The organism is Mycolicibacter terrae, from assembly GCF_010727125.1.
GTDB lineage: Bacteria > Actinomycetota > Actinomycetes > Mycobacteriales > Mycobacteriaceae > Mycobacterium > Mycobacterium terrae.
Genome location: NZ_AP022564.1, coordinates 4,153,942 through 4,174,860, shown reverse-complemented (window position 1 = coordinate 4,174,860; position 20,919 = coordinate 4,153,942). Strand labels below are relative to the sequence as shown.

At 69.1% G+C, this 20,919-nt stretch carries 22 protein-coding genes; 13 read left to right on the top strand and 9 right to left on the bottom strand.

All coding sequences use genetic code 11. From position 1 onward, the window contains the following. Window positions 1-18 precede the first annotated feature (18 nt). From G6N23_RS19735 to G6N23_RS19725, 3 genes are all read left to right on the top strand, one after another. Entirely contained in the window at window positions 19-954 is a 936-nt protein-coding gene (locus tag G6N23_RS19735) for a class I SAM-dependent methyltransferase (protein ID WP_085259196.1), read from the top strand. Between the two features lie 78 nt (window positions 955-1,032). Beyond that, window positions 1,033-2,415, top strand: a complete 1,383-nt coding sequence (locus tag G6N23_RS19730; protein ID WP_085259195.1) for an aldehyde dehydrogenase family protein — start codon at window positions 1,033-1,035, stop codon at window positions 2,413-2,415. Between the two features lie 40 nt (window positions 2,416-2,455). Continuing rightward, a complete protein-coding gene (locus G6N23_RS19725; RefSeq protein WP_085259194.1) occupies window positions 2,456-3,319 on the top strand; it encodes an SDR family oxidoreductase in 864 nt (287 codons plus the stop codon). A 126-nt stretch (window positions 3,320-3,445) separates the two neighbouring features. On the opposite strand, the gene G6N23_RS19720 is transcribed toward G6N23_RS19725, so the two are convergent. The 3 genes from G6N23_RS19720 to G6N23_RS19710 all read right to left on the bottom strand — a co-directional run bounded on the left by G6N23_RS19720 (window position 3,446) and on the right by G6N23_RS19710 (window position 6,086). Next, entirely contained in the window at window positions 3,446-4,972 is a 1,527-nt protein-coding gene (locus G6N23_RS19720; protein ID WP_085259193.1) for a PE-PPE domain-containing protein, read from the bottom strand. 79 nt (window positions 4,973-5,051) lie between these two features. Beyond that, the gene (locus G6N23_RS19715; protein WP_085259192.1) at window positions 5,052-5,867 is read right to left on the bottom strand and encodes a tyrosine-protein phosphatase; all 816 of its coding nucleotides are present in this window, start codon (window positions 5,865-5,867) and stop codon (window positions 5,052-5,054) included. 75 nt (window positions 5,868-5,942) lie between these two features. Continuing rightward, entirely contained in the window at window positions 5,943-6,086 is a 144-nt protein-coding gene (locus G6N23_RS19710; RefSeq protein WP_095173665.1) for a hypothetical protein, read from the bottom strand. Between the two features lie 130 nt (window positions 6,087-6,216). On the opposite strand from G6N23_RS19710, the gene G6N23_RS19705 reads away from it, so the two are divergent. Further along, a complete protein-coding gene (locus G6N23_RS19705; protein WP_085259231.1) occupies window positions 6,217-6,864 on the top strand; it encodes a TetR/AcrR family transcriptional regulator in 648 nt (215 codons plus the stop codon). Here the strand turns inward: G6N23_RS19705 and G6N23_RS19700 are convergent. Then, window positions 6,861-7,760, bottom strand: a complete 900-nt coding sequence (locus tag G6N23_RS19700; RefSeq protein ID WP_085259191.1) for an alpha/beta hydrolase — start codon at window positions 7,758-7,760, stop codon at window positions 6,861-6,863. The two genes, G6N23_RS19705 and G6N23_RS19700, sit on opposite strands and share 4 nt — an antisense overlap. A 49-nt stretch (window positions 7,761-7,809) precedes the next feature. Between G6N23_RS19700 and G6N23_RS19695 the strand changes: the two genes are divergently transcribed. Continuing rightward, entirely contained in the window at window positions 7,810-9,150 is a 1,341-nt protein-coding gene (locus tag G6N23_RS19695; protein WP_085259230.1) for an FAD-binding oxidoreductase, read from the top strand. Between the two features lie 9 nt (window positions 9,151-9,159). Here the strand turns inward: G6N23_RS19695 and G6N23_RS19690 are convergent, their stop codons facing one another. The 3 genes from G6N23_RS19690 to G6N23_RS19680 all read right to left on the bottom strand — a co-directional run bounded on the left by G6N23_RS19690 (window position 9,160) and on the right by G6N23_RS19680 (window position 11,579). Next, window positions 9,160-9,696 (bottom strand): TetR/AcrR family transcriptional regulator, encoded by a 537-nt coding sequence (locus G6N23_RS19690; protein ID WP_085259190.1) that lies wholly within the window; start codon window positions 9,694-9,696, stop codon window positions 9,160-9,162. Between the two features lie 185 nt (window positions 9,697-9,881). Further along, complete coding sequence (locus G6N23_RS19685; protein WP_085259189.1) at window positions 9,882-10,694, bottom strand: thioesterase family protein; 813 nt, start codon at window positions 10,692-10,694, stop codon at window positions 9,882-9,884. Window positions 10,695-10,709: 15 nt separating this feature from the next. Further along, window positions 10,710-11,579 carry an SMP-30/gluconolactonase/LRE family protein gene (locus G6N23_RS19680; protein ID WP_372508910.1) on the bottom strand — a complete coding sequence of 290 codons (870 nt, stop codon included), beginning with the start codon at window positions 11,577-11,579 and terminating at the stop codon, window positions 10,710-10,712. 77 nt (window positions 11,580-11,656) lie between these two features. On the opposite strand from G6N23_RS19680, the gene G6N23_RS19675 reads away from it, so the two are divergent. Beyond that, window positions 11,657-12,571 carry an acyl-CoA thioesterase gene (locus G6N23_RS19675; protein ID WP_085259188.1) on the top strand — a complete coding sequence of 305 codons (915 nt, stop codon included), beginning with the start codon at window positions 11,657-11,659 and terminating at the stop codon, window positions 12,569-12,571. Here the strand turns inward: G6N23_RS19675 and G6N23_RS19670 are convergent. After that, complete coding sequence (locus G6N23_RS19670; RefSeq protein WP_085259187.1) at window positions 12,566-13,261, bottom strand: DUF427 domain-containing protein; 696 nt, start codon at window positions 13,259-13,261, stop codon at window positions 12,566-12,568. The genes G6N23_RS19675 and G6N23_RS19670 overlap by 6 nt on opposite strands. A gap of 144 nt (window positions 13,262-13,405) precedes the next feature. On the opposite strand from G6N23_RS19670, the gene G6N23_RS19665 reads away from it, so the two are divergent. The 7 genes from G6N23_RS19665 to G6N23_RS19635 are packed head-to-tail and all read left to right on the top strand — an operon-like array spanning window position 13,406 to window position 19,815. Next, window positions 13,406-13,963: a hypothetical protein gene (locus G6N23_RS19665; RefSeq protein ID WP_085259228.1), complete on the top strand. Its 558-nt coding sequence runs from the start codon at window positions 13,406-13,408 to the stop codon at window positions 13,961-13,963. Then, window positions 13,963-14,679, top strand: a complete 717-nt coding sequence (locus tag G6N23_RS19660; protein ID WP_085259186.1) for an NIPSNAP family protein — start codon at window positions 13,963-13,965, stop codon at window positions 14,677-14,679. Before G6N23_RS19665 ends, G6N23_RS19660 begins: the two co-directional genes overlap by 1 nt. Window positions 14,680-14,729: 50 nt before the next feature. Then, a complete protein-coding gene (locus tag G6N23_RS19655; protein WP_085259227.1) occupies window positions 14,730-15,902 on the top strand; it encodes a cytochrome P450 in 1,173 nt (390 codons plus the stop codon). A 4-nt stretch (window positions 15,903-15,906) separates the two neighbouring features. Then, entirely contained in the window at window positions 15,907-16,875 is a 969-nt protein-coding gene (locus G6N23_RS19650) for a zinc-binding dehydrogenase (protein ID WP_085259185.1), read from the top strand. Further along, the gene (locus tag G6N23_RS19645; protein ID WP_085259184.1) at window positions 16,872-17,624 is read left to right on the top strand and encodes an HpcH/HpaI aldolase family protein; all 753 of its coding nucleotides are present in this window, start codon (window positions 16,872-16,874) and stop codon (window positions 17,622-17,624) included. The genes G6N23_RS19650 and G6N23_RS19645 overlap by 4 nt, the downstream gene beginning before the upstream one ends. Further along, entirely contained in the window at window positions 17,624-18,355 is a 732-nt protein-coding gene (locus G6N23_RS19640; protein WP_085259183.1) for an SDR family NAD(P)-dependent oxidoreductase, read from the top strand. Before G6N23_RS19645 ends, G6N23_RS19640 begins: the two co-directional genes overlap by 1 nt. Beyond that, window positions 18,337-19,815, top strand: coding sequence for a flavin-containing monooxygenase (locus G6N23_RS19635; RefSeq protein ID WP_085259182.1), 1,479 nt, complete (start codon window positions 18,337-18,339; stop codon window positions 19,813-19,815). Before G6N23_RS19640 ends, G6N23_RS19635 begins: the two co-directional genes overlap by 19 nt. Here the strand turns inward: G6N23_RS19635 and G6N23_RS19630 are convergent. Further along, on the bottom strand, window positions 19,796-20,911 hold the full coding sequence (locus G6N23_RS19630; protein ID WP_085259226.1) for an alcohol dehydrogenase catalytic domain-containing protein: 1,116 nt from the start codon (window positions 20,909-20,911) through the stop codon (window positions 19,796-19,798). The genes G6N23_RS19635 and G6N23_RS19630 overlap by 20 nt on opposite strands. Window positions 20,912-20,919: the final 8 nt, after the last annotated feature.

The window sequence follows — 20,919 nt, the reverse complement described above, 5'->3', positions numbered from 1 at the left end:
AAGCAAGCGAGGTAACCGATGAGCTCACTGCGTACCCATGACGACACCTGGGACATCGCCACCAGCGTCGGCTCGACGGCGGTGATGGTGGCCGCTGCCCGTGCGGTTGAGAGCGACAGCCCGGAGCCGCTGATCTCCGACCCGTACGCCCGACTTCTGGTCGCCAACGCCGGCACCGGCGTATGGGAGACCCTGCTCGACGAGGCGCTGACAGACAAGTTGGAGTCCGTCGACCCCGAGATCGCCGCCGTCTACCACCACATGCGCAGCTACCAGGCGGTCCGGACGCACTTCTTCGACGCCTACTTCGCCGAGGCGGTCGACGCCGGTATCCGCCAGGTGGTGATCCTGGCCTCCGGGCTGGACTCGCGGGCCTACCGGCTGGACTGGCCGGCGGGCACCACGGTCTATGAGATCGACCAGCCGAAAGTACTGGCCTACAAGGAGACGACGCTGGCGGCCCACAACGTGACGCCGACAGCGCAGCGGCGCGCGGTGGCCATCGACCTGCGACAGGACTGGCCCGCCGCGTTGACCGCCGCGGGCTTCGATCCGGCGGCCCCGACGGCGTGGCTGGCCGAGGGGCTGCTGATGTACCTGCCGGCCGACGGCCAGGACCGGCTGTTCGACCAGATCACCGCCCTCAGTGCGCCCGGGAGCCGGATCGCGGCGGAGACCGCGGCCAACCACGCCGACGAGCGGCGCCAGGAGATGGCGGAGCGGTTCAAGAAGGTCGCCGAGCAGATCGGCCTGGAGCAGACCGTGGATGTGCAGGATCTGATCTACCACGACGAGGACCGCGCGGCGGTGACGGAATGGCTCAACGGGCACGGCTGGCGTGCCACCGCACAGCACTCGATCGACGAGATGCGCCGCCTGGACCGGTGGGTGAACGTGCCCATGGGCGACGACGCGGAGGCGTTCGCGGAGTTCGTCACCGCGGTGCGCACCTGACCAGGCGGATCTGACCGGCGGTCACTTCTTACGCCGATCGTGCGGCATGACCGCCCGGTCAGCGGTAGGAATGGGACCATGACCACAACTACAACTACCGGCGTGGCCGATGTCGTTGCCAGACTGCGCGACACCTTCGCCACCGGGCGGACCCGCGATGTGCAGTGGCGACGCACCCAGCTGCAGCGCCTCGAGCAGATGATGAACGAGAACGAGACGCAGATCGCCACGGCGTTGGCCGCCGACCTCGACCGCAAGCCGTTCGAGGCCTGGCTGGCCGACAGTGCCGGCACCGCGGCCGAGGCCCGCTACGCGGCCAAGCACGTCAAGAAGTGGATGCGGCGCAAGTACCGCCTCCTCGAGCTCGCCCAGCTTCCCGGCCGCGGCTGGGTGGAGTACGAGCCGTACGGCACAGTGCTGATCATCGGCGCCTGGAACTTCCCGTTCTATCTGACGCTGGGGCCACTGGTGGGGGCGATCGCCGCGGGAAACACGGTGGCGCTGAAGCCATCCGAGATCGCCCCGGCGTCCTCGCGGCTGATGGCCGAGTTGGTGCCGCGCTACCTGGACACCGACGCGATCGTGGTGGTCGAGGGTGACGGAGTGGTCAGCCAGGCGTTGATCGCGCAGGGCTTCGACCGGGTGATGTTCACCGGTGGGACCGAGATCGGGCGCAAGATCATGGCCGGCGCAGCCGAGCATCTGACCCCGGTGACGCTGGAACTGGGCGGCAAGAGTCCGTGCATCGTGGCCGCCGACGCCGACGTCGATGTCGCGGCCAAGCGGATCGCCTGGACCAAACTGCTGAACTCGGGCCAGACCTGCGTCGCCCCGGATTATGTGCTGGCCGACATCACGATCCGCGATGAGCTGGTCGCCAGGATCGGCCAGGCCATCACCGACTTCCGGGCGCAAGAGCCGCACGGGATGCGTATCGTCAATGAGCGTCAATTCGACCGTCTCACAAACTATTTGGCCAATACCCGCGGCACGGTGGCGCTCGGCGGCGGCTCGGACGCCACGACACTGCGGATCGAACCGACCGTGGTCGTCGACCCCGACCCGGCCGAGGCGTTGATGACCGACGAGATCTTCGGGCCCATCCTGCCGGTGATCTCGGTCGGCTCCGTCGACGACGCGATTCGTTACGTCAACGCCCGGCCCAAGCCGCTGGCGGCCTACCTGTTCACCAAGGCCCGTGCGGTGCGCGAGAAGGTGATCGCCCAGGTGCCCTCGGGCGGCATGCTGGTCAACCACCTGGTGTTCCAGGTGTCGACCGCCAAGCTGCCCTTCGGTGGGGTCGGACCGTCCGGGATGGGGGCCTACCACGGCCGGTGGGGTTTCGAGGAGTTCAGCCACCGCAAGACCGTGCTGACCAAGCCGACCCGACCCGACATGGCGAGCCTGATCTATCCCCCGTATACAGATAAGGCCTGGAAGTTGGCGCGCCGGTTGTTCTAGGCCTGTTTCAGCGCGGCGATCGAATCGAGGAAGGAAGCTCATGCCCGGAGTGCAGGATCGTGTTGTCGTCGTCACCGGAGCCGGTGGAGGCTTGGGCCGTGAATACGCCCTGACCCTGGCCCGTGAGGGGGCCAGTGTGGTGGTCAACGATCTCGGGGGTGCCCGCGACGGCACCGGAGCCGGGCACAATATGGCCGACCACGTGGTCGCTGAGATCAAAGAGGCCGGCGGCCGGGCCGTCGCCAACTACGACAGCGTCGCCGACGCCGACGGCGCGGCCAACATCATCAAGACCGCGATCGACGAGTTCGGCAAGGTCGACGGCGTGGTCAGTAACGCCGGCATCCTGCGTGACGGCACCTTCCACAAGATGACCTTCGAGAACTGGAACGCCGTGCTGCAGGTGCACCTCTACGGCGGGTACAACGTGGTCCGGGCGGCGTGGCCGCACTTCCGCGAGCAGAGCTACGGCCGGGTGGTGGTCGCCACCTCCACCAGCGGACTGTTCGGCAACTTCGGGCAGGCCAACTACGGGGCAGCCAAGCTCGGCCTGGTCGGCATGATCAACACGCTGGCCATCGAGGGCGCCAAATACAACATCAAGGCCAACGCGATCGCTCCGATCGCCGCCACCCGGATGACCGAGGACATCCTGCCGCCGGAAGTGCTGGAGCGGCTCAAGCCCGAGTACGTCGCACCGGTGGTCGCCTACCTGTGCACCGACGAGATCGCCGAGACCGGCTCGGTGTTCATCGCCGGCGGCGGCAAGGTGCAGCGGGCGGCGCTGTTCGAGAACGCCGGCGCCAATTTCGACAACCCGCCGTCGGTCGATGACGTCGCCGCGCAGTGGTCGACGATCGCCGACCTCTCGACGGCCAAGGCAGCCAGCTTCTCGCTGCAGTAGGGCGTCCCGCACCACGCGTCCCACCCGTCACGAATTGTTCACCGAGTGTGCGGTTCGGTTGCCGAATCGGCCGATTTTCTAACCAAACCGCACACTCGGCGGCGGGGCGTAACTCCCGGAACGCTCTCAGAGTCCCAGGCCGGCGAAAATGGCGTTGATCTCCGAGATCGTGTTCGTGATGAGCTGGACCTCGAAACCGGCCGCCAGTGTGTAGATCGCGGTGTTGGCCGCGAACGGCAGACCGAATGCGTCGAGCAGATCACCGTTTTGCAGGTTGGTGGTGAACAGGCTCAGGTCGTAGGACGGCACGCTGGTGAACAGCGCGTTGGCGATGTCTGACGTCCCCGACAGCGCACCGTTGATCGCCGAGGTAGCGCTGGTGAACGCGTCGATGATGTCGGACAACGACGGCAGGGTCGTCACCGCCGTGTGCGTGACGGCGTCCGAGACCGCGGGGGAGAACGCCGCCATCAGCGCCGCCGGATCGGCCAGGTCGGCCTGGAACGCCTGCCAGCCCTGCTCAACCCGGTCGACGAGATCGTTGAACACCGTCGTCGGGTCGACGTCGGGGAACAGCCCGAACGGCGTGGCCACGTTGGCCGGTGCCGTCGAGTAGCCGAAGTCGCCGTCGCCGTAGCCGAGGTTGATCAGGTACGTCAGGGCCGGACCCAGCAGATCCTGCAGCGGTTTCGGCAGCAAGGCCACCAGCGGTGCGGTCTGGTCGATCATGTAGTAGTCGGTGAGGCTGCCCGGCGTGCCGAGCGACTCCGAGCCGGGCAGCAGGTGCGCGTCGGCGATCTGCTCGGGTGTCGGGCCGTTGCCGTCCACGCCTCCGTTCAGGTAGGTGCCGTGCAGCGTCCGGATGCCCAGGAAGGCGTTCAGGTCGGCCAGGAAGTTCAGCGGGTAGCGGGGGAAGTCGGTGAAGCCGTCGTATTCCATCGAGTAGATCGTGGTCTGGAAGGCATCCGACGGGGTCGAGCTGTCGAAGCTGAAGCCCAGGCTCGGCAGGTTCAGCGGCAGGTCGTGCGTCTGCCCCGAGGTCGTCTCGAAGCCGCTGAAGCGCTCCAGAATGCCGCCGTTGGGCGCGCTGGGGTCGCCGATCAGCAGGAATTGCACGGGCGAGCCGCCGAGGCCTTCCGCCTGCAGCTTCTCCATCTCCAGGCTGGCGATGGTCGCGCTCTGCGAGTAGCCGAACACGGTGCTGGTGGCGCCGGCCGCATTGTTGGTCTTGATCCAGTCGTCCAGGATCGTGAGGCCCTGACCGACCGAGGTGCTCTGGGCGGGAAAACCGCTGGCATCGTTGGGGTAGTTGAAGCGCAACACGTTGATGCCGTCGAGTGGATAAAGCCCCTCCGGCGTGAAGACGCCGTTCGCGAGCACACCGGGGTAGGTGGTGCCGGGATAGATCGGATGCAGCGGATTGTCGATGAAGAGCTGGTCGGCGGCCTGCACATACCCGGACCCGGGGATCGGGATGCCGCTGCCGCCGATCACCAGCCCGATCGCCGGATCGGTGGCACTGGCGGTATCGCCGACCGTGAGGAGCACGGCCCGAGCCTGAACGTCGGGTGGTGCTATCGGGCTGATCGCGACGATGCCGGCACCGAGGAGGGCGCAGCCAATCATCTGGTAGGGGCGGTGTTCAAGTTTCATGAGAAACCCCCTAGATAAACCTAGGTACCGACGTTAACTTTCCGGCTGGTCGAAGGCAAGGGGAATTTTCGGGTGGCCCTCAGCCGAGCAATGCGACGCGCAGGGCCTCCCGCTCGGCATCGAGGACACCGCAGGCGTGCAGGAAGCCGTCCAACGAGCCGAAGTTCTGCTCGATCGAGGCATGGGCGGCCTCCAGATAGTCGGCACGCACGCCGAGCACCTCGTCGGAGAGCCGCGCCTCGGTGAAGGTCAGCACCTCGGGAGTGATCTCGTCCTCCGGCCGCTGCCGGATCATGTCCATGATCCGGTCCCGCAGGACCGGTACCGCAGCATTGCTCCGCAGGTAGTCGGCCACCACCGCATCCCGGTCGACTCCGGCCGCCTGCAGCACCACCGCGACGACGAAGCCGGTGCGGTCCTTGCCGGCGAAACAGTGCGCCAGCACCGGCCGGCCCGCTGCCAGAAGCGACACCACCCGCTGCACCGCCCGGCGGGATCCGCCGAGGGTGGGGAAGCGCTGGTACTCCTCGAGCATGTAGCGGGCGGCGACATCGGCGGCCGAGTCGGCGTCGGGTTTCTCGGCCATCATCTTGCGGAAGGCGTCCTCGTGCGGCGACGAACTGTCGGGCGACTGGTCGCCCGCCAGGTCGGGGAAGGGCAGCAGGTGGATATCGACACCGTCGGGCACCAGGCCCGGCCCGCGACGCGTCACCTCCCGGGGGGAGCGCAGGTCGGCGACATCGGAGACGCCGATCCGCAGCAGCTGTTCGCGGCCGCGATCGTCGAGGCGGCTCAGCTCGCTGGACCGGAACAGCCGGCCCGGGCGCAGCGCGCCGGTGGTCTGGGAAACGTCGCGAAAATTCCACGCCCCGGGCAGTTCCGGCTGGGAGGTCACGTGGTCACGATAAGTCACCGCAGCAAATGGCCCCCGATCCGCGGTGGATCGGGGGCCGTGACGTCTGATGGGGGACTAGATCGGCGGGTAGTTCTGCGGGGGGTAACCGCCGCCCCCGTCGACACCGCGCAGACCCCAGGTGAGGTACTTGAAGAAGAACTCGGCTTCGTCGCTCAGCTCGTAATCCGGATTCGGATCGTAACCGTAACCAGGACCCATGTCATCAACCCCTCAGCTTGGATTGCACCAGTTTAGTCGCCTCGTCAACGCCCCAACAGCGGACTGCATAGAATCCTTCCAACCAGTTGATTGAGACCGGATGACTCCGGCGGCCGAATAGCGAGTGCACATGCCAAACGACAAGGGCGGGTCGGGGAACTCCGCCCAGGGGCCCTCCCGCCGCGAGGAGTTACTCGCGGTCGCCACCAAGCTGTTCGCCGCCCGCGGCTACCACGGCACCCGGATGGACGACGTCGCCGACGTGGTCGGCCTGAACAAGGCGACTGTCTACCACTATTACGCCAGCAAGTCGTTGATCCTCTATGACATCTACCAGCAGGCCGCCGAACGGACGCTGGCCGCCGTGCACGACGACCCGTCGTGGACCGCACGTGAGGCGCTGTACCAGTACACGGTGCGTCTGCTCGACCAGATCGCGGTCAATCCCGAAGGTGCGGCGGTCTACTTCCAGGAGCAGCCCTACATCACCGAGTGGTTTACCGAGGAGCAGGTCGCCGAGGTCCGGGAGAAGGAAGCCCAGGTCTACGAGCACGTGCACGGCCTGATCGACCGCGGTATCGCCAGCGGCGAGTTCTACCCGTGCGATTCGCATGTGCTGGCGCTCGGCTATATCGGGATGACGCTGGGGGCCTACCGCTGGCTGCGGCCCAGCGGACGACGCAGCGCCAAGGAGATCGCCGCGGAGTTCAGCACCGCACTGCTGCGCGGGCTGATCCGCGACGAGACCATCCGCGTCGAATCGCCGTTGGGGGTCTAGGCGGCCGGCGCTTTGAGGTTGCGGTCCAGGAACTCCAGCTGGTCGGCGACCACCCGCTCGAAGGCGTCGCCGACGTAGATGTCGAAGTGGCCCTCGGCGTAGCGCTTCACCGTGCCGCGGGGCGCCCGCGCGGCGTAGCGCAGCGTGGGGCCGGGCGGGGCGACCGAGTCGCTGTCGCAGACGCAGAACAGGATCGGGCAGGTCACCTTGGCCGCCAGCCGGCCCGGGCGGTAGCCGAGGACCTTCATCCCGAATCGTGCGGCGACTTCATTGCGCACGGTCTGCCCCTCCGGAACCAGCTGCAGGTAGCCCCGGTAGGAGTCCGGCGTGGTCATCAGCGCGACCTCCCCGGGGCGGCCGGCGGTGGCCACCATCACCGGTGGGTTGCCCAGCCGGGCCGCGGCCAGGTCGCGCATGGCCAGCAGGCTGACCCGAGCGAGGGTCAGCGGCGGGATGGTGCGTGCCGAGGCGATCCCGTCGGTGAACGGGCACTGCGCCACCACCGCCGCCACCGGCAGCCGTGCCGCGGTGGCGATGACGTGTCCGCCGCCGAACGAGGTGCCCCACAAGCCGATTCGGGCCGGGTCGATCCCGGCCAGGTTGTGCGCGAAGTCGACCGCCGCGGCCCAATCGGCCAACTGCATTCCCACGTCGAGCAGCTGGCGCGGTGCACCGTCGCTCGCGCCGAAATTGCGGTAGTCGAAGACCAGGCAGGCGTAGCCGGCCGCGGCGAACCGCTCGGCGTAGGCATCCAGGCGCATGGTGCGCACCGCACCGAGTCCGTGCGCCATGACCAGCAGCGGCGCCCCGGTCGGCCCGGCACCGTCGGGCCGGTACAGCCAGGCACTGACCGAGGCGTTGCCGGATCGGAAAGAGATGTCTTCGCGGGTTGCCATGCCAAAAAGGTAGCGCGGCATGTGATAGACCGGGGCGGTGTCAGCGAGCCTGCTGGGAAGCCTGGCCGAGGTGGTGGGTCCCGCCCACGTCACCGACGATCCCGACGTGCTGGCCGGACGCAGCGTCGACTACACCGGCCGCTACCGGGGGCGGGCCGGCGCGCTGGTGCGGCCGGGATCGCCCGACGAGGTTGCCGCGGTGCTGCGGGTCTGCCGGGACGACGGCGCGTACGTCACCATCCAGGGCGGCCGCACCTCGCTGGTGGCCGGCACCGTCCCCGAACACGACGACGTGCTGCTGTCCACCGAGCGGCTCACCACCACCGGTGACGTCGACGCGAAAGAGCGTCGGGTGCACGTGGGCTCCGGCGTCACCCTCGCGGCGGTGCAGCAGGCCGCTGCGGCAGCCGGCCTGGTGTTCGGAGTCGACCTGACCGCCCGCGACACCGCAACCGTCGGCGGGATGGCCTCGACCAACGCCGGCGGGCTGGCCACCGTGCACTACGGCAACATGGCCGAGCAGGTGCTCGGCCTGGAGGTGGCGCTGCCGGACGGCTCGCTGCTGCGCCGGCGCAGCGCGGTGCGCGCCGACAACACCGGCTACAACCTGCCGGCGCTGTTCGTCGGCGCGGAGGGCACCCTGGGCGTCATCACCGCCCTGGATCTGCGACTGCGCCCGGCACCGGCGCACCGGGTCACCGCGGTCTGCGGCTTCACCGAGCTCGACGCCCTGGTCGATGCCGCGCGGGTCTGCCGCGACGTGGACGGCGTCGCGGCGCTGGAGCTGGTCGACGCCCGTGTCGCCGCGCTCACGCAGGAGCGGCTCGGCGTCGCCGCGCCGGTGGCCGGTGACTGGCTGCTGCTGGTGGAACTGGCCGGGGACAGCGATCAGAGCGACCGACTCTTCGGCCTGCTCCAACAGGTGTCGGCCGCCGACCAGCCGGCGGTCGGCGTCGACGCCGCCACCCGGCAGCGGCTCTGGCGGGTCCGTGAGGCGGTGGCCGACGTGCTGGGCGCGTTCGGCCCACCGCTGAAGTTCGATGTCTCGCTGCCTTTGGCCGCCGTCGCCGGATTCGCCGCAGCGGCGCGAACCGTGGTGGGCAGGCACGCACCGGAGGCGCTGCCGGTGCTGTTCGGCCATATCGGGGAGGGCAACCTGCACCTGAACGTGCTGCGCTGCTCGGCGGCGGCCGAACCCGGTCTGTACGCGGCGATGATGCAGCTCATCGCGGAGTGCGGCGGCAACGTCAGTTCCGAACACGGGGTGGGCAGCCGCAAACGGCCCTTCCTGTCGATGTCGCGCGGGCCGGCCGATATCGCCGCGATGCGCACGGTCAAAGCGGCGTTCGATCCGACCGGTTACCTCAACGCCGCCGTGCTCTTCGACTGATCGGGGCCGTCAGTCCCGGTGCCGGATCCCCACCGCCTGACGCAGCTGCGCCAGGAACTGGTCGGAGTCGTCACTGCGAATGATGTAGTGCGAGATGGCAATCCGGATGGCCGCCGCCGCCTTCACCGCGGCATCCGGACCGGACAGCATCCGCTGCAGCCCCTCGCGCATCGGGACGATGATCCGGGAGAAGTCACTGAGCACATGCTTGGGTTCGATGTCGATCATCCGCACCCCGGTGGAGGAATGCTGATAGTCGACGATGAAACGCAATGCGGCATCCAGTTTTTCGGTGCCCTTCAGGCCCTCGGTGGCCCTGCTGAGGCCATTGTCGAAGACGTGGCGTTCGTAGCGCGAGAACGCCGAGATCAGTTCCTCTTTGGACGGGAACCACCGATACAGGGTGGGGCGTGACACGCCGGCCTGGGAAGCAACCTCCGACAGGCTGAGCTTGGTCATCCCGTTGCGGCCGAGGACCTCGGCGGTGGCCGCGAGGATCCGCTGGCGGGTCGAACCGTCGGGGCCGTCCACCGTGCTGCGGGTCATACCGGAGACTTTACAAAAAATAGCGAGAGTGTCACGCGGGTTCGGTGTCGTGCCATCGTTCCTCACCGTCGCGGGGCACCAGGGATAGGGCGGTGGGGCAATTATCGTGATCCGAGCGCCACAAGTCACGTGCGAGCACCGCTGCCACCACCGCGTGTCGTCGCGGTCTTCGCGGGGCCGGGTTGCTAACGCCGTCGCACCAGCACCGATTGCTGAATGCCGGCCACCGCACCCTGCTCGTCGAAGAGGGTGCCGATGGTCGTCGCGATGCCGTCCGGTCCGTAGTTGGTCTCGGCGCGGATCCCGATCCACTCGCCGTCGGGAATCCGGTGCACGTGCACCACCAGGTCGGTGTTGAGAAATGTCCACGTGCTGATGTCGAGTTTGGTGCCGACGCCGTTGGCGTCGTCGGCCACCGCGAACAGCCGCTGCAACGGGGTCATCGCCTCGCCGGCCACCAGGTCCACGACCGGTGAGATCCAGGACTCCCCGGCGCCGGGCGCGAGCGGCTTCGTCAGCCACCGCCAGTCCAGGCTGTGCACGTAATTGCGGTCCCAGTTCGCCTGCATGTTGTTGCTGCGGGCCTCGCTGACCGGCCGCAGCGGGGGAGCCGAGGCGTGCCGGACGTCACCGGTGTCCAGGGTCTGCAACCGCCACCCGGTCGCCCGGGCCACCGGCCGGGGACGTTGGTCGGGACCCGGTGCCAGCATCTCGGCGCTGATGAGTTCGATCTGCTTGCCGGCCCGGTCGACCTGCGCCCGGACCCACAGCGCACCCTCGGCGGGAACCGGCCCCAGCAGATCGACGGCGACCCGGCTCAGCCGGGTGTCGTCCCGGGCCTCGTGGCGCTCCAGTGCACGCACCAGCAGCGCCGAAACCGGTGCGGCGTGCTGGATCTGAGCCGACCAGGTGCCGCGAACCAGATCGGTGGCGCAGAATTTCTCGCCCCGCGGGTCGGCGGCGTCGAGCAGTTCGTAGTAGGAGTCCGTTGTGTCCACGTGTCGGATTCCCGTTCAGGGCAGCCCGGCGCCGGGTGTCTCCACGGTCACCATGTCCAAGCGGGATTCGCGTGTCCCGATCAGCCGCTTGGGGTAGGCGTCGGTGCTGGACAGCAGGAACAGGGTGCGACGGTTGGGCCCGCCCAGTGTGCAGGCGATCGCGGCCCGGTCGCCGACGTCGATGCGGTGGGTGACGGTGCCCCCCTGCGTCACGCGCTCGAACTGGTGGGCCAGCGTCATCGATGTCCAGACTCCGCCCGCCGCGTCGAGCGCGATGCCGTCGGGTGGTCCGTCGAGCGCGTCGGCGAAGATCCGGCGGTCACGCAGTCCGCCGTCGGCGCCGATCGTGAACGCCGTGAGCCGGCGGCCCATCGATTCGGCGACGATCAGCGTGGCACCGTCGCCGGTGATCACCATCCCGTTGGGAAAGTCGAGGTCCGTAGCGACGACGTGCACGCCGCCGTCCGGGTCGAGTCGCACGATCACGCCGCCGGTGTAGGCCTGCGAACCGATGTAGCTGCGGCCGGTCGCATCGATCACCATGTCGCCGAGATCGGCTGACACGTAGCCGCTGAGGTCGGCCAGCGTGGTGACCGTATCGCCGTCGTAGCGGAGCACCTGACGGTTCTCGGCGGACGCGATCAGCAGCGATCCGTCCGGCCGGAACCCCAGCCCGGCCGGGGTGTGCCCGGGCAACGGCACCGTCGTCATCGAGCCCCGCAGGTCCACCGTGTGGACCGCTTCGCCGAGCATGTCGGAGAACCACAGCAGACCCTCGAACCAGCGCGGGCCTTCGCCGAAGCAGAAGCCACCGGCCAGCGGTGCCGGAGTCGGTCCGGCCGCCGGGGTGTCGGGTTCGGAGCTTGTCTCGGCGATGCTCGACACGTTGTCCTCCAGTCCTGCGGTCGTGGGCGCAACCAGGCCTACTTTACAAAACGTGATGCGAATGTCACGCTCGCGGAATGGCTGAGATTTCCGCAAGCACCGGTACTGCCGATGGCGTAGAGACCTCGACCGCGCACTGGTCGGTCAGCGGCCTGCTCGACCTGTTCGAGGTGACAATGGATGGCCCGGACCGGTTCACCGGTGCGACGGGCCTCGCCACAGACGACGAACGACAGGTGGTGGAAGGCACCCAGCTGCTGGCGCAGGCCATCGTCGGAGCGGCGAAACGCTTCGGCGACAAGTCCATCCGTTCCGTGCACGCCGTGTTCGCCCGAGCGGTGCTGGTGGGGGAGCCGGCGGACTACGCCATCGACGTGGTCAGCGAGGGCCGCTCGACGGCCACCGCGGTCATTTCGGTGTCGCAGAGCGGCAAGCGCTGCGCGACCATGACGGTGCTCGCCGACCTCCCGACGGCCGACGTCATCACCCACCACTTGCCGCGCCCGGACGTCGCCTCACCCGCGCAGGCCAACCCCTGCGAGATGGCCATGCAGGGACGTCAGGTGCGCTTGGTCGACGTCGTCGACGTCAACAGTCCCGACGAGGTGGGACCGCCCGAGCTCTACGCCTGGCTGCACTACGACCCCATTCCCGTCCGTGACGACCTCGCCAAGGCGTTGATCGCTTATTTCACCGGCCATTTGGGCATCTCGACCACAATGCGCGCGCACGCCGGCATCGGCACCAGTCAGTCGCACCTGACGGTGTCCACCGCGCCGATGACCGTCACGGTGAGTTTCCATGAGCCGGTGCGGTGGGACGGCTGGATTCTCTACGGGCACGAGAGCACCCAGGTGGGCGCGGGCATGTCCTACGTCCGCGGCACCGTACACACCGAAGAGGGCGCGCTCATCGCCTCATTCGCCCAGGACGGCCTCATCCGCCCGCTGCGCACCAGCGACAGCAAGATCTCCGAACATGCGCGGCTATAGCGCCGCGTGGTCAACGGGCGCCGGCAGCGCCGCGAAGCCGCCGGCACGGGTCATGTCGAAGCTGAAAAACCCTGCGATAGGCAGACTTTCGGGCAAGGGTTCGGGATAACTCCAGGCCACGTCCTCGATAACGGTGTCGCCGACGACGGCGGACCAGTACCGCGCGTAACCCTTGTAGTTGCAATAGGTCGACGTCGTCGACGGCTGCAGCAGATCGGTGCGGACGAATTCCGGGGCGACGTACAGGCGGGGCTGCAGGGCGGTCTCGAATACGATCACCGTGACCTCGGTGTCCACCAACGCCTCGCCCGCGACCTCGACACGCAGTGCGCGCCGGGTGGGCCGGCAGTCGACCCGGTGATACGGGTTGGGCGGGTAGTGCACGAGCCGGCGGCCCTCCTCGAACCAGGTGTCCACCGCATCCCACGGGACCTGGACGAACCCCGGCGCCTCCGGCACCTCGCTGTGCGGCAGGGCGCCGACAGCGCCGGCCGGGAAGGCGTAGCTGAGCGGTTGACCGCGGCGGTGCACCAGCAGGACGCGTTCGGTGTCGAGCACGACGCGATCAGCGCGGACCGCCCGTACCCGGCGGGGGTGCGGTTCGACGTACACCAGATCTCCGGAGATCTCCGGGGAGAACCAGCCGGCGCGCTCGGTGCTCAGTGGGCCGTGCCCGGCGACCAGACTCATTTCACCGCACCCCTTGTTCAGATTGTGACTTTACAAAGTAGGCCCCAACTGTAATATCTCCCCAGAGTTGCGTCACGCGGCTGGGCGATACCCGCCAGGCCCGGTGATGCCTACCGGATTCTCATGACGAGCTGGGATGATGCGATGACGAGCACCGCTGCGGCACTGGAACCGCCGGCCGAGGAACGGTATCTGCGCTACCGCCTTGACGTCATTGCGCTCGACGTCACCGCGCTGGTGCAGGCGGCCGGCGGGTGGCTGTATCACCGGGTCGCCACCGGGTGGGACGTCACCGTGATGGTGCCGCCGCATCAGAACCTCCGGCCGCTGCAGATCCTCGGCGTACACACCGCCGACCTGGAGACCGGGCTGTCCGCGGCGACCGCCGACGCGGCGGGACACGGCCTGGCCGTCGTCGCCGACGCGTTCGTCAGAGATCCCCGGATCCGTCAGCGGGTGCAGCTGGCGCTGCGGCACAGCGTGACCGAGGTGGTCCTGTGGGGCGAAAGCTGGCCGGTGGCCATGAATCGCCGGCTCGGCGCGGTGCGCCATGTGCTCACCGTCGCGGGGCGGGCGTTCAAGAGGCAAGCACTCGTGGCCGCCGACGCCCCGGTCGACGCTCTGAGCGACTGTCCGGAGATGTTCCGAAGCGACCAGAAACGCTGCCTGCCTGTCAGTTCCGATCTGGTGCCGGTCGATTGATGCGCAAGCACCACGGCCACACGCTGCTGTATCTGCACGAGACCATCGACCTGGGCCGCGGCCTGAGCGCCGAATTCACCAGTGCGTTCACCGACGTCTACCAGCCGATGATGAACGAGCTGGGCGCCCGGCTGTACGGGATGTGGGAGACCACCCGCTACAACGGACACTGGCCGCAGGTCACGATCGTCTGGGAGATCGACGCCTTCGCCGACTACGCCCGCATCGGGCGGGCGCAGGGCCCCGATGGCAGCCACGAGCCTCCCGCCGCCGAGTGGTCGGCGTACCTCACGGGCATCGGCGCCTCCGGCGAGGGCCGCATCATGTACCCCGGCCCCCACAACAAGACCCTGTCGCAGCTCTGCGACGCCGGCTTCGACGCCACCCTGGTGATCCAGGAGATCATGCAGACCAAGCCCGGCCGCCAGGATGACTACATCCGGGAGCTGGAGCGCCTGTACGTGCCGTGGTCAGAACGCACCGGCAAACGCTGGCTCGGTTCGTTCACCACCACGTTCCGCTTCAACGAGGTCATTCACTACTGGGCGCTCGACGGTGACTGGGACTGCTTCGCGCAGCACTACCCGTCCTGGAAGGACCAGCCGCCGGCTGAGATCGTGACCTGGATGAGCGTAGCGCCGGCGCTGCGGGACGGCTGGGAGGACTCCATCCTGCAGGCCCTGCCGCCCTCCCCACTCCAGGGAGGCACTGCGTGAAAACAGTTGCGGCCCCGCACTTCTCCTATGACCCGTTCGATCCGGCGGTGATGGCCGACCCGCTGCCGTACTACCGCGTACTGCGCGATCACCATCCGGTGTACTACGTGCCGAAATGGGATCTGTATGCGCTGTCCCGGTTCGACGACATCTGGGACGCGCTCGCGGTCGGTGACGGCACGCTGGTCGCCTCCGAGGGAACGTTGCCCGCGGCCAACGTACTGGCCCACCACAACAGCGGACCGGTTCCGGATCCGCCGTTGAAGCCCCTGCCATTCCACGCCGTCTTCGACAAACCGATCTACGACGACATCCGCCGGCTGCAGTCACCGGCGTTTAGACCCCGGTCGGTGGCCGACTGGGAGGGCCGGATCCGCGCGCTGGCCAATCAGCGGCTGGACGAGCTGCTGCCGCAGGGCGGCTTCGACCTGACCGGTGACTACGGCGGAATCGTGGTGGCCCAGGTGGTCTGCGAGTTGCTGGGTATCCCGCTCGACTGCGCCGCCGAGGTGTTGGCGGCGGTGAACGCCGGCAGCCTCGCGCAGGCCGGCAGCGGCGTCGACACCGCCGCCGCCCGGCCCAACTACCTGGAGTACCTCATCCCGGCCGTGCAACGCCGGCGTGCCGGCCGGCGGTGCGACGAGCTGCCGATCGTCGACGGGATGCTGCGCTACCGCCTCCCGGACGGCCGTGCGCTCGACGACGTCGAAGCGGCCACCCAACTGCTGTGCATCTTCATCGGCGGCACCGAGACGGTGCCCAAGATCGTCGCGCACGGACTGTGGGAGCTGGCGCGCCGTCCCGAGCAACTCGCCGCGGTGCGGGCCGACCGGAACGGGGTGGAACGCGCCCGCGAGGAGATGATCCGCTACTGCGCACCGGCGCAATGGTTCGCCAGGACCGTCCGCAGACCGTTCACGCTGCACGACACCGCCATCGCGCCGGGGCAGCGCATCATCACGCTGCTGGCCTCGGCTGCCCGCGACGAGCGCGAGTACCCCGACCCCGACGAATTCCACTGGAACCGCCCGGTCAAACGCTCACTGGCGTTCGGCCGCGGACAGCACTTCTGCATCGGCTACCACCTGGCCCGGCTGGAAGTCACTGTCCTGGTGCAGGAATGGCTGCGCCGGGTCGGCGACTACCGCATCGTCGACGACGGCGCCACCAGACTGCCGTCGAGTTTCCAGTGGGGCTGGAACACCATCCCGGTGGAGGTCTGACGACATGTGGGCCCACCGGCTGATCGCGCCATACGAATTCGAGCGGATCGAGGTCCCCGACCTCACCGAGCATCAGGTCGGCGAGGACCAGGTGCTGCTGGCCTTCCTCGCCGCCGGGGTGTGCGGCAGCGACCTGCCCGCGTTCCGCGGGGCCCAGGGCAGGCTGCCCGGTGACAGCGGTGTCAGCGCGGCGGAGAAGGACGGTTTCCCGATCCACGAGATCGTCGGCGAGGTGATCGCCAGCCGGCACCCGCGGCACCGGCCCGGCGACCGTGTCGTCGGCTGGGCGTCCGGCTTCGACGGGCTGATGGCGCGGGTCGTCGCCGACGGTGAGGGGCTCGCCGGCTACGACCCGACGCTGACGCCCGCCCAAGCCGTGGGCCTGCAACCGCTGGCGTGTGTGCTCTACGCCGTCGAACAGCTTCCCGACCTGGCCGGCCGCCATGTGGCGGTGCTCGGGCAGGGCTCGATCGGCCTGCTGTTCAGTGCGGTCGCCAAAGCCGCCGGAGCGCGTCGCGTCACCGGCGTAGACCCCGTCGACCGGCGCGAGGTGGCCGCCGCCTTCGGCGTCGACACGGTGGTGCAGTCCACCAGCGATCGCTGGGTGCGCCACCTGGACACCGCCGACCGGCCGGAGATCGTGATCGAGGCGGTCGGCCACCAGGTCGCCACCTTGGGCCATGCCGTCGAAGCCGTCGCGCCCGGCGGCACCGTGTTCTACTTCGGTGTCCCCGACGACGACAGCTACCCGATCAGCATGCGCACCATGCTGCGCAACAACCTGACGTTGATAGCGGGTGTGACCCGGGACCGCGGGCGGATGCTGGAAGCCGCCGGCAAGTTCGCCGCCGAACATCCCGACCTGCTGGGCGACTACATCACCCATGTCTTCGGTTGCGAGGACGCGCAGGCCGCCTTCGAATTGGCGACCCGCCCGGTGCCGGACCGGGTCAAGATCGCGATCGTCGCATGACCTCGGCGTTGCGTGCCGCGCTGACCGAGCGGGCACCGCTGTGGGGCGGCTGGATCACCGGGCCGACGGTGCTGGGGCCGGAGGAATTCGCCCGGGCCGGCTACGACTACGTGGGCTTCGACGCCCAACACAGCTACCTCGACGACGCCGCGATCGCGGGGATGCTGCGCCATGTCGAACATCTGCCGATCGCCACCGCGGTGCGGCTGCCGAATGCGGACCCGGCGCCGATCGGCCGGGTGTTCGATGCCGGTGCCGACGCGGTGATCATCGCGATGATCGAGACCGCCGAGCAGGCGGCGGCCGCGGTCTCCGCCGCGCGCTACCCGCCGTCGGGTGTCCGCAGCTTCGGCCCGCTGCGGCCCGCGCTGGGCCGTGACCTGAGCGCCTTGGAGTCGCGGGCGGACGTCTTCGCCATGATCGAAACCGCCGGCGCACTGGCCGAGGTGAAGCAGATCTGCGCGGTACCCGGACTGGCCGGGGTCTACGTCGGGCCCGCCGATCTGGCGGTCTCGATGGGAGTGGACGTCGCCCAGGCCACCACCCACCCCGACCTGCGGGAGGCGATGTCCCGGATCCGGCAGGCGGCGTCCGCGGCGGGCGTGATCGCCGCGATCCACGGTGGATCCGGTGCGGCCGGACGCACGTTGGCCGGGCTGGGCTACCAGATGATCACGCTGGCCGCCGAATCCCAGGCGCTCCGGTGCGGGGCGCTCGAGCATCTCGACGAAGCCAGGGGCAGCCACTGATGAGCCGGGCACGGGTCGCCCTGGTCACCGGCGCCGCCCGCGGCCAGGGGTGGGCGATCGTCGAACGGCTGCGCGCCGACGGGTTCGCCGTCGCCGCCTGCGACATCAACGAAACGGAACTGGCTGCTGCCGTCTCGGCCCGGGCCGACGCCGCGGTGATCGGGGTCGCGCTCGACGTGACCTCCCCGGCGCAGTGGGACGCCGCGGTGGCAGCGACCGTGCAACGCTTCGGGGCGCTGACCGCGCTGATCAACAACGCCGGCGCCCTGCACCGGGCGGCGATCGCCGACGAAACCCCGGAGGCTTTCGAAAACGCCTGGCGGGTCAACTGTCTCGGCCCCTTCCTGGGCGTCCAGGCGGCGCTCCCGCAACTGCGCGCCGCCGAGGGCGCCGCCATCGTGAACACCTGCAGCACCGGGGCGATCCGGCCCTTTCCGCAGCACAGCGCCTACGGATCGTCGAAGTGGGCGTTGCGCGGGCTGACCCAGACCGTCGCCGCCGAACTGGCAACGGCCGGGATCCGGGTCAACGCGGTCTTTCCCGGGCCGATCGCCACCCCGATGCTCGACGACACCACCCAGCAGCGCCTTGCCGCGGTGGCCGCGACCGGGCGGCTCGGCCGGCCGGGCGAGGTGGCCGACGCGGTGGCGTTCCTGGTGTCTGACGCGGCGTCGTTCATCACCGGCGCCGAACTCGTCGTGGACGGCGGCCAATGCCTGCAGATCCGATGAGGGTCGGCATCATCGGTGCCGGGCCGGGTGGCCTTGCGCTGGGAATCCTGCTGCGGCGCGCGGGCTTCACCGATTTCACCATCTTCGACCGCGAGGACGGCGTCGGCGGCACCTGGCGGATCAACACCTATCCGGGTCTGGCGTGCGACGTCAAATCGCACCTGTACTCCTACTCTTTCGATCTGAACCCGCACTGGTCGCGGCAGTGGTCGAAGCAACCCGAGATCCTGGCGTACTTCCAACGCTGCGCCGCCGATCACGGTCTGGAACCGCACCTGATGCTGGGCACCGAGATCCGCTCCGCGGGGTGGGAACACGACCGACGGCAGTGGTGTCTGACCACCGCCGACGGCAACGAGCACCGGTACGACGTCGTGGTCTCGGCGGTCGGTCTGTTCACCCAGCCGGTGCTGCCCGACCTCGCCGAAGAGCAGCCGTTCACCGGCACCGTCATGCACTCGGCGCGCTGGGATCACTCGGTGCGGCTCGACGGCGCCCGAATCGCCGTGCTCGGAACCGGTTCCACCGCCGCGCAGCTGGTGCCGGAGCTGGCCCGGGTCGCCGAGAAGGTCTATTCGGTGCAGCGGTCGCCGACCTGGATCCTGCCCAAACCGGATCGCGGCTACACCCCGCGGGAGCACTGGGTGTTCACCCGCATCCCGCTGGCCAAGCGGCTGTACCGGATGCGGCTGTGGCTGCGCAGCGAGGCGAACATCTCGGTGATCGAGAACGGCAGCGACAAGACCCGTCAATTCACCGCGACCGCTCGAGAACTGCTGGACCGGAGCATCACCGACCCCCGGCTACGCGCCGCGCTGACCCCCGATCACCCGCTGGGCTGCAAACGCCTGGTGTTCTCCTCGGACTACCTGACCGCGCTCGAGCGACCCAATGTCGAGGTGGTGACCAGCCCGGCCAAGGCCCTGCGGTCGCGATCCCTGATCACCGAGGACGGCACCGAGTGCGAGGTCGACGTGGTGGTCTGCGCCACCGGGTATGCCGCTGCGGACTACCTCGGCCAGATCGAGGTGACCGGCGAGGGCGCCACCACCCTGCGGCAGGCCTGGCGCGACGGGCCGCACGCCTACCTGGGCATGGCGATGCCCGGATTCCCCAACTTCTTCATGCTCTACGGACCCAACACCAACGTCGGCTCCAACAGCGTCATCTTCGTGCTGGAAGCCCAAGCGCGCTATATCGTCCGGGTGCTCAAACATTTGCGGCGCCGACGCAAAACCTATGTCGCGGTGCGGCCCGCCGCGCTGGCCGCCTTCATCGCCAAGATCGACCGCTGGATGCACGGCACGGTATGGACCACCCGGTGCAGCAACTATTTCCGCGCCGCCAACGGCCGGGTGGTCACCCAGTGGCCCCGCGGCGCCGGCGCCTTCTGGGCGATGACCCGCCGGTTCCGGGCCGCCGACTTCGTCTTCGAACCGGTCACGGCTGATCGAACGTGATGACCTGGCGCACCGCGGCGCCGTCGGCCAACCGGTCCATCGCCTCATTGATGCCGTCGAGAGTGATGTCGGCCGACACCAGCTGTTGCACCGGCAACCGCCCGGCGCGCCACAGCGCGATGAATCGCGGGATGTCCCGCGCGGGCACCGCCGACCCGAGATAGCTGCCGATCAGCGAGCGTCCCTCGGCGACGAAGCCCAGCGGAGACAGACTGATCCGGGCGTCGGGCGGCGGCAGGCCGACGGTGATGGTGCGGCCCCCGGGGGCGGTCAGATCGATCGCGGTCTGCAGCGCGGCCGGATGGCCGACCGCCTCGATCACCATCGGAGCGCGCACACCGGCGTCGACGGCCTGCTGCGGCGTGTAGGTGCGTTGCACCCCCAGGCCGCTGGCCGCGGCGAGCTTCTCGGGGAGCTGGTCGATCGCGATCACATCGACGCCGTCGTGCGCCAGCACGGTCAGCACCGCCGCCATGCCCACCCCGCCGAGCCCGACCACAGCCACCGTCTGCCCGGGGGCCGGGCGGGCCACGTTCAGCACCGCGCCGCCACCGGTCAGCACCGCGCATCCCAGCAGCGCCGCCACCGGCGGGGGTACGTCCTCGGGCACCGGCACGGCGCTGGTCGCGCTGACCACCGCGTGGGTGGCGAAACCGGAGACACCGAGGTGGTGGAAGACCGGCTCGCCGGCCCGGCGTAACCGGATCCCGCCGCCGAGCAGGGTGCCGGCGCCATTGGCCGCGCTGCCCGGTTCGCAGGGGGTCAGGCCCCCGGTGGCGCACGCCGCGCACTGCCCGCACCGGGGCAGGAAGGTCAGCACCACCCGCTGCCCGGGCACCACCGTGTCGACGCCCGCACCGATCGCCTCGACGATGCCGGCCGATTCGTGGCCGAGCAGCATCGGCACCGGCCGCACCCGGTTGCCGTTGACCACCGACAGATCGGAGTGGCAGACCCCGGCGGCTTCCACCCGGACCAGCAGTTCCCCCGGTCCCGGAGGCGCCAAGTCCAGCTCCGTCACCGTGATCGGCCGGGACCGCGCATAGGGTCGTGGCGCCCCGATCCGCTCCAGCACCGCGCCGCGGATGGCAACCATGCTGGAAT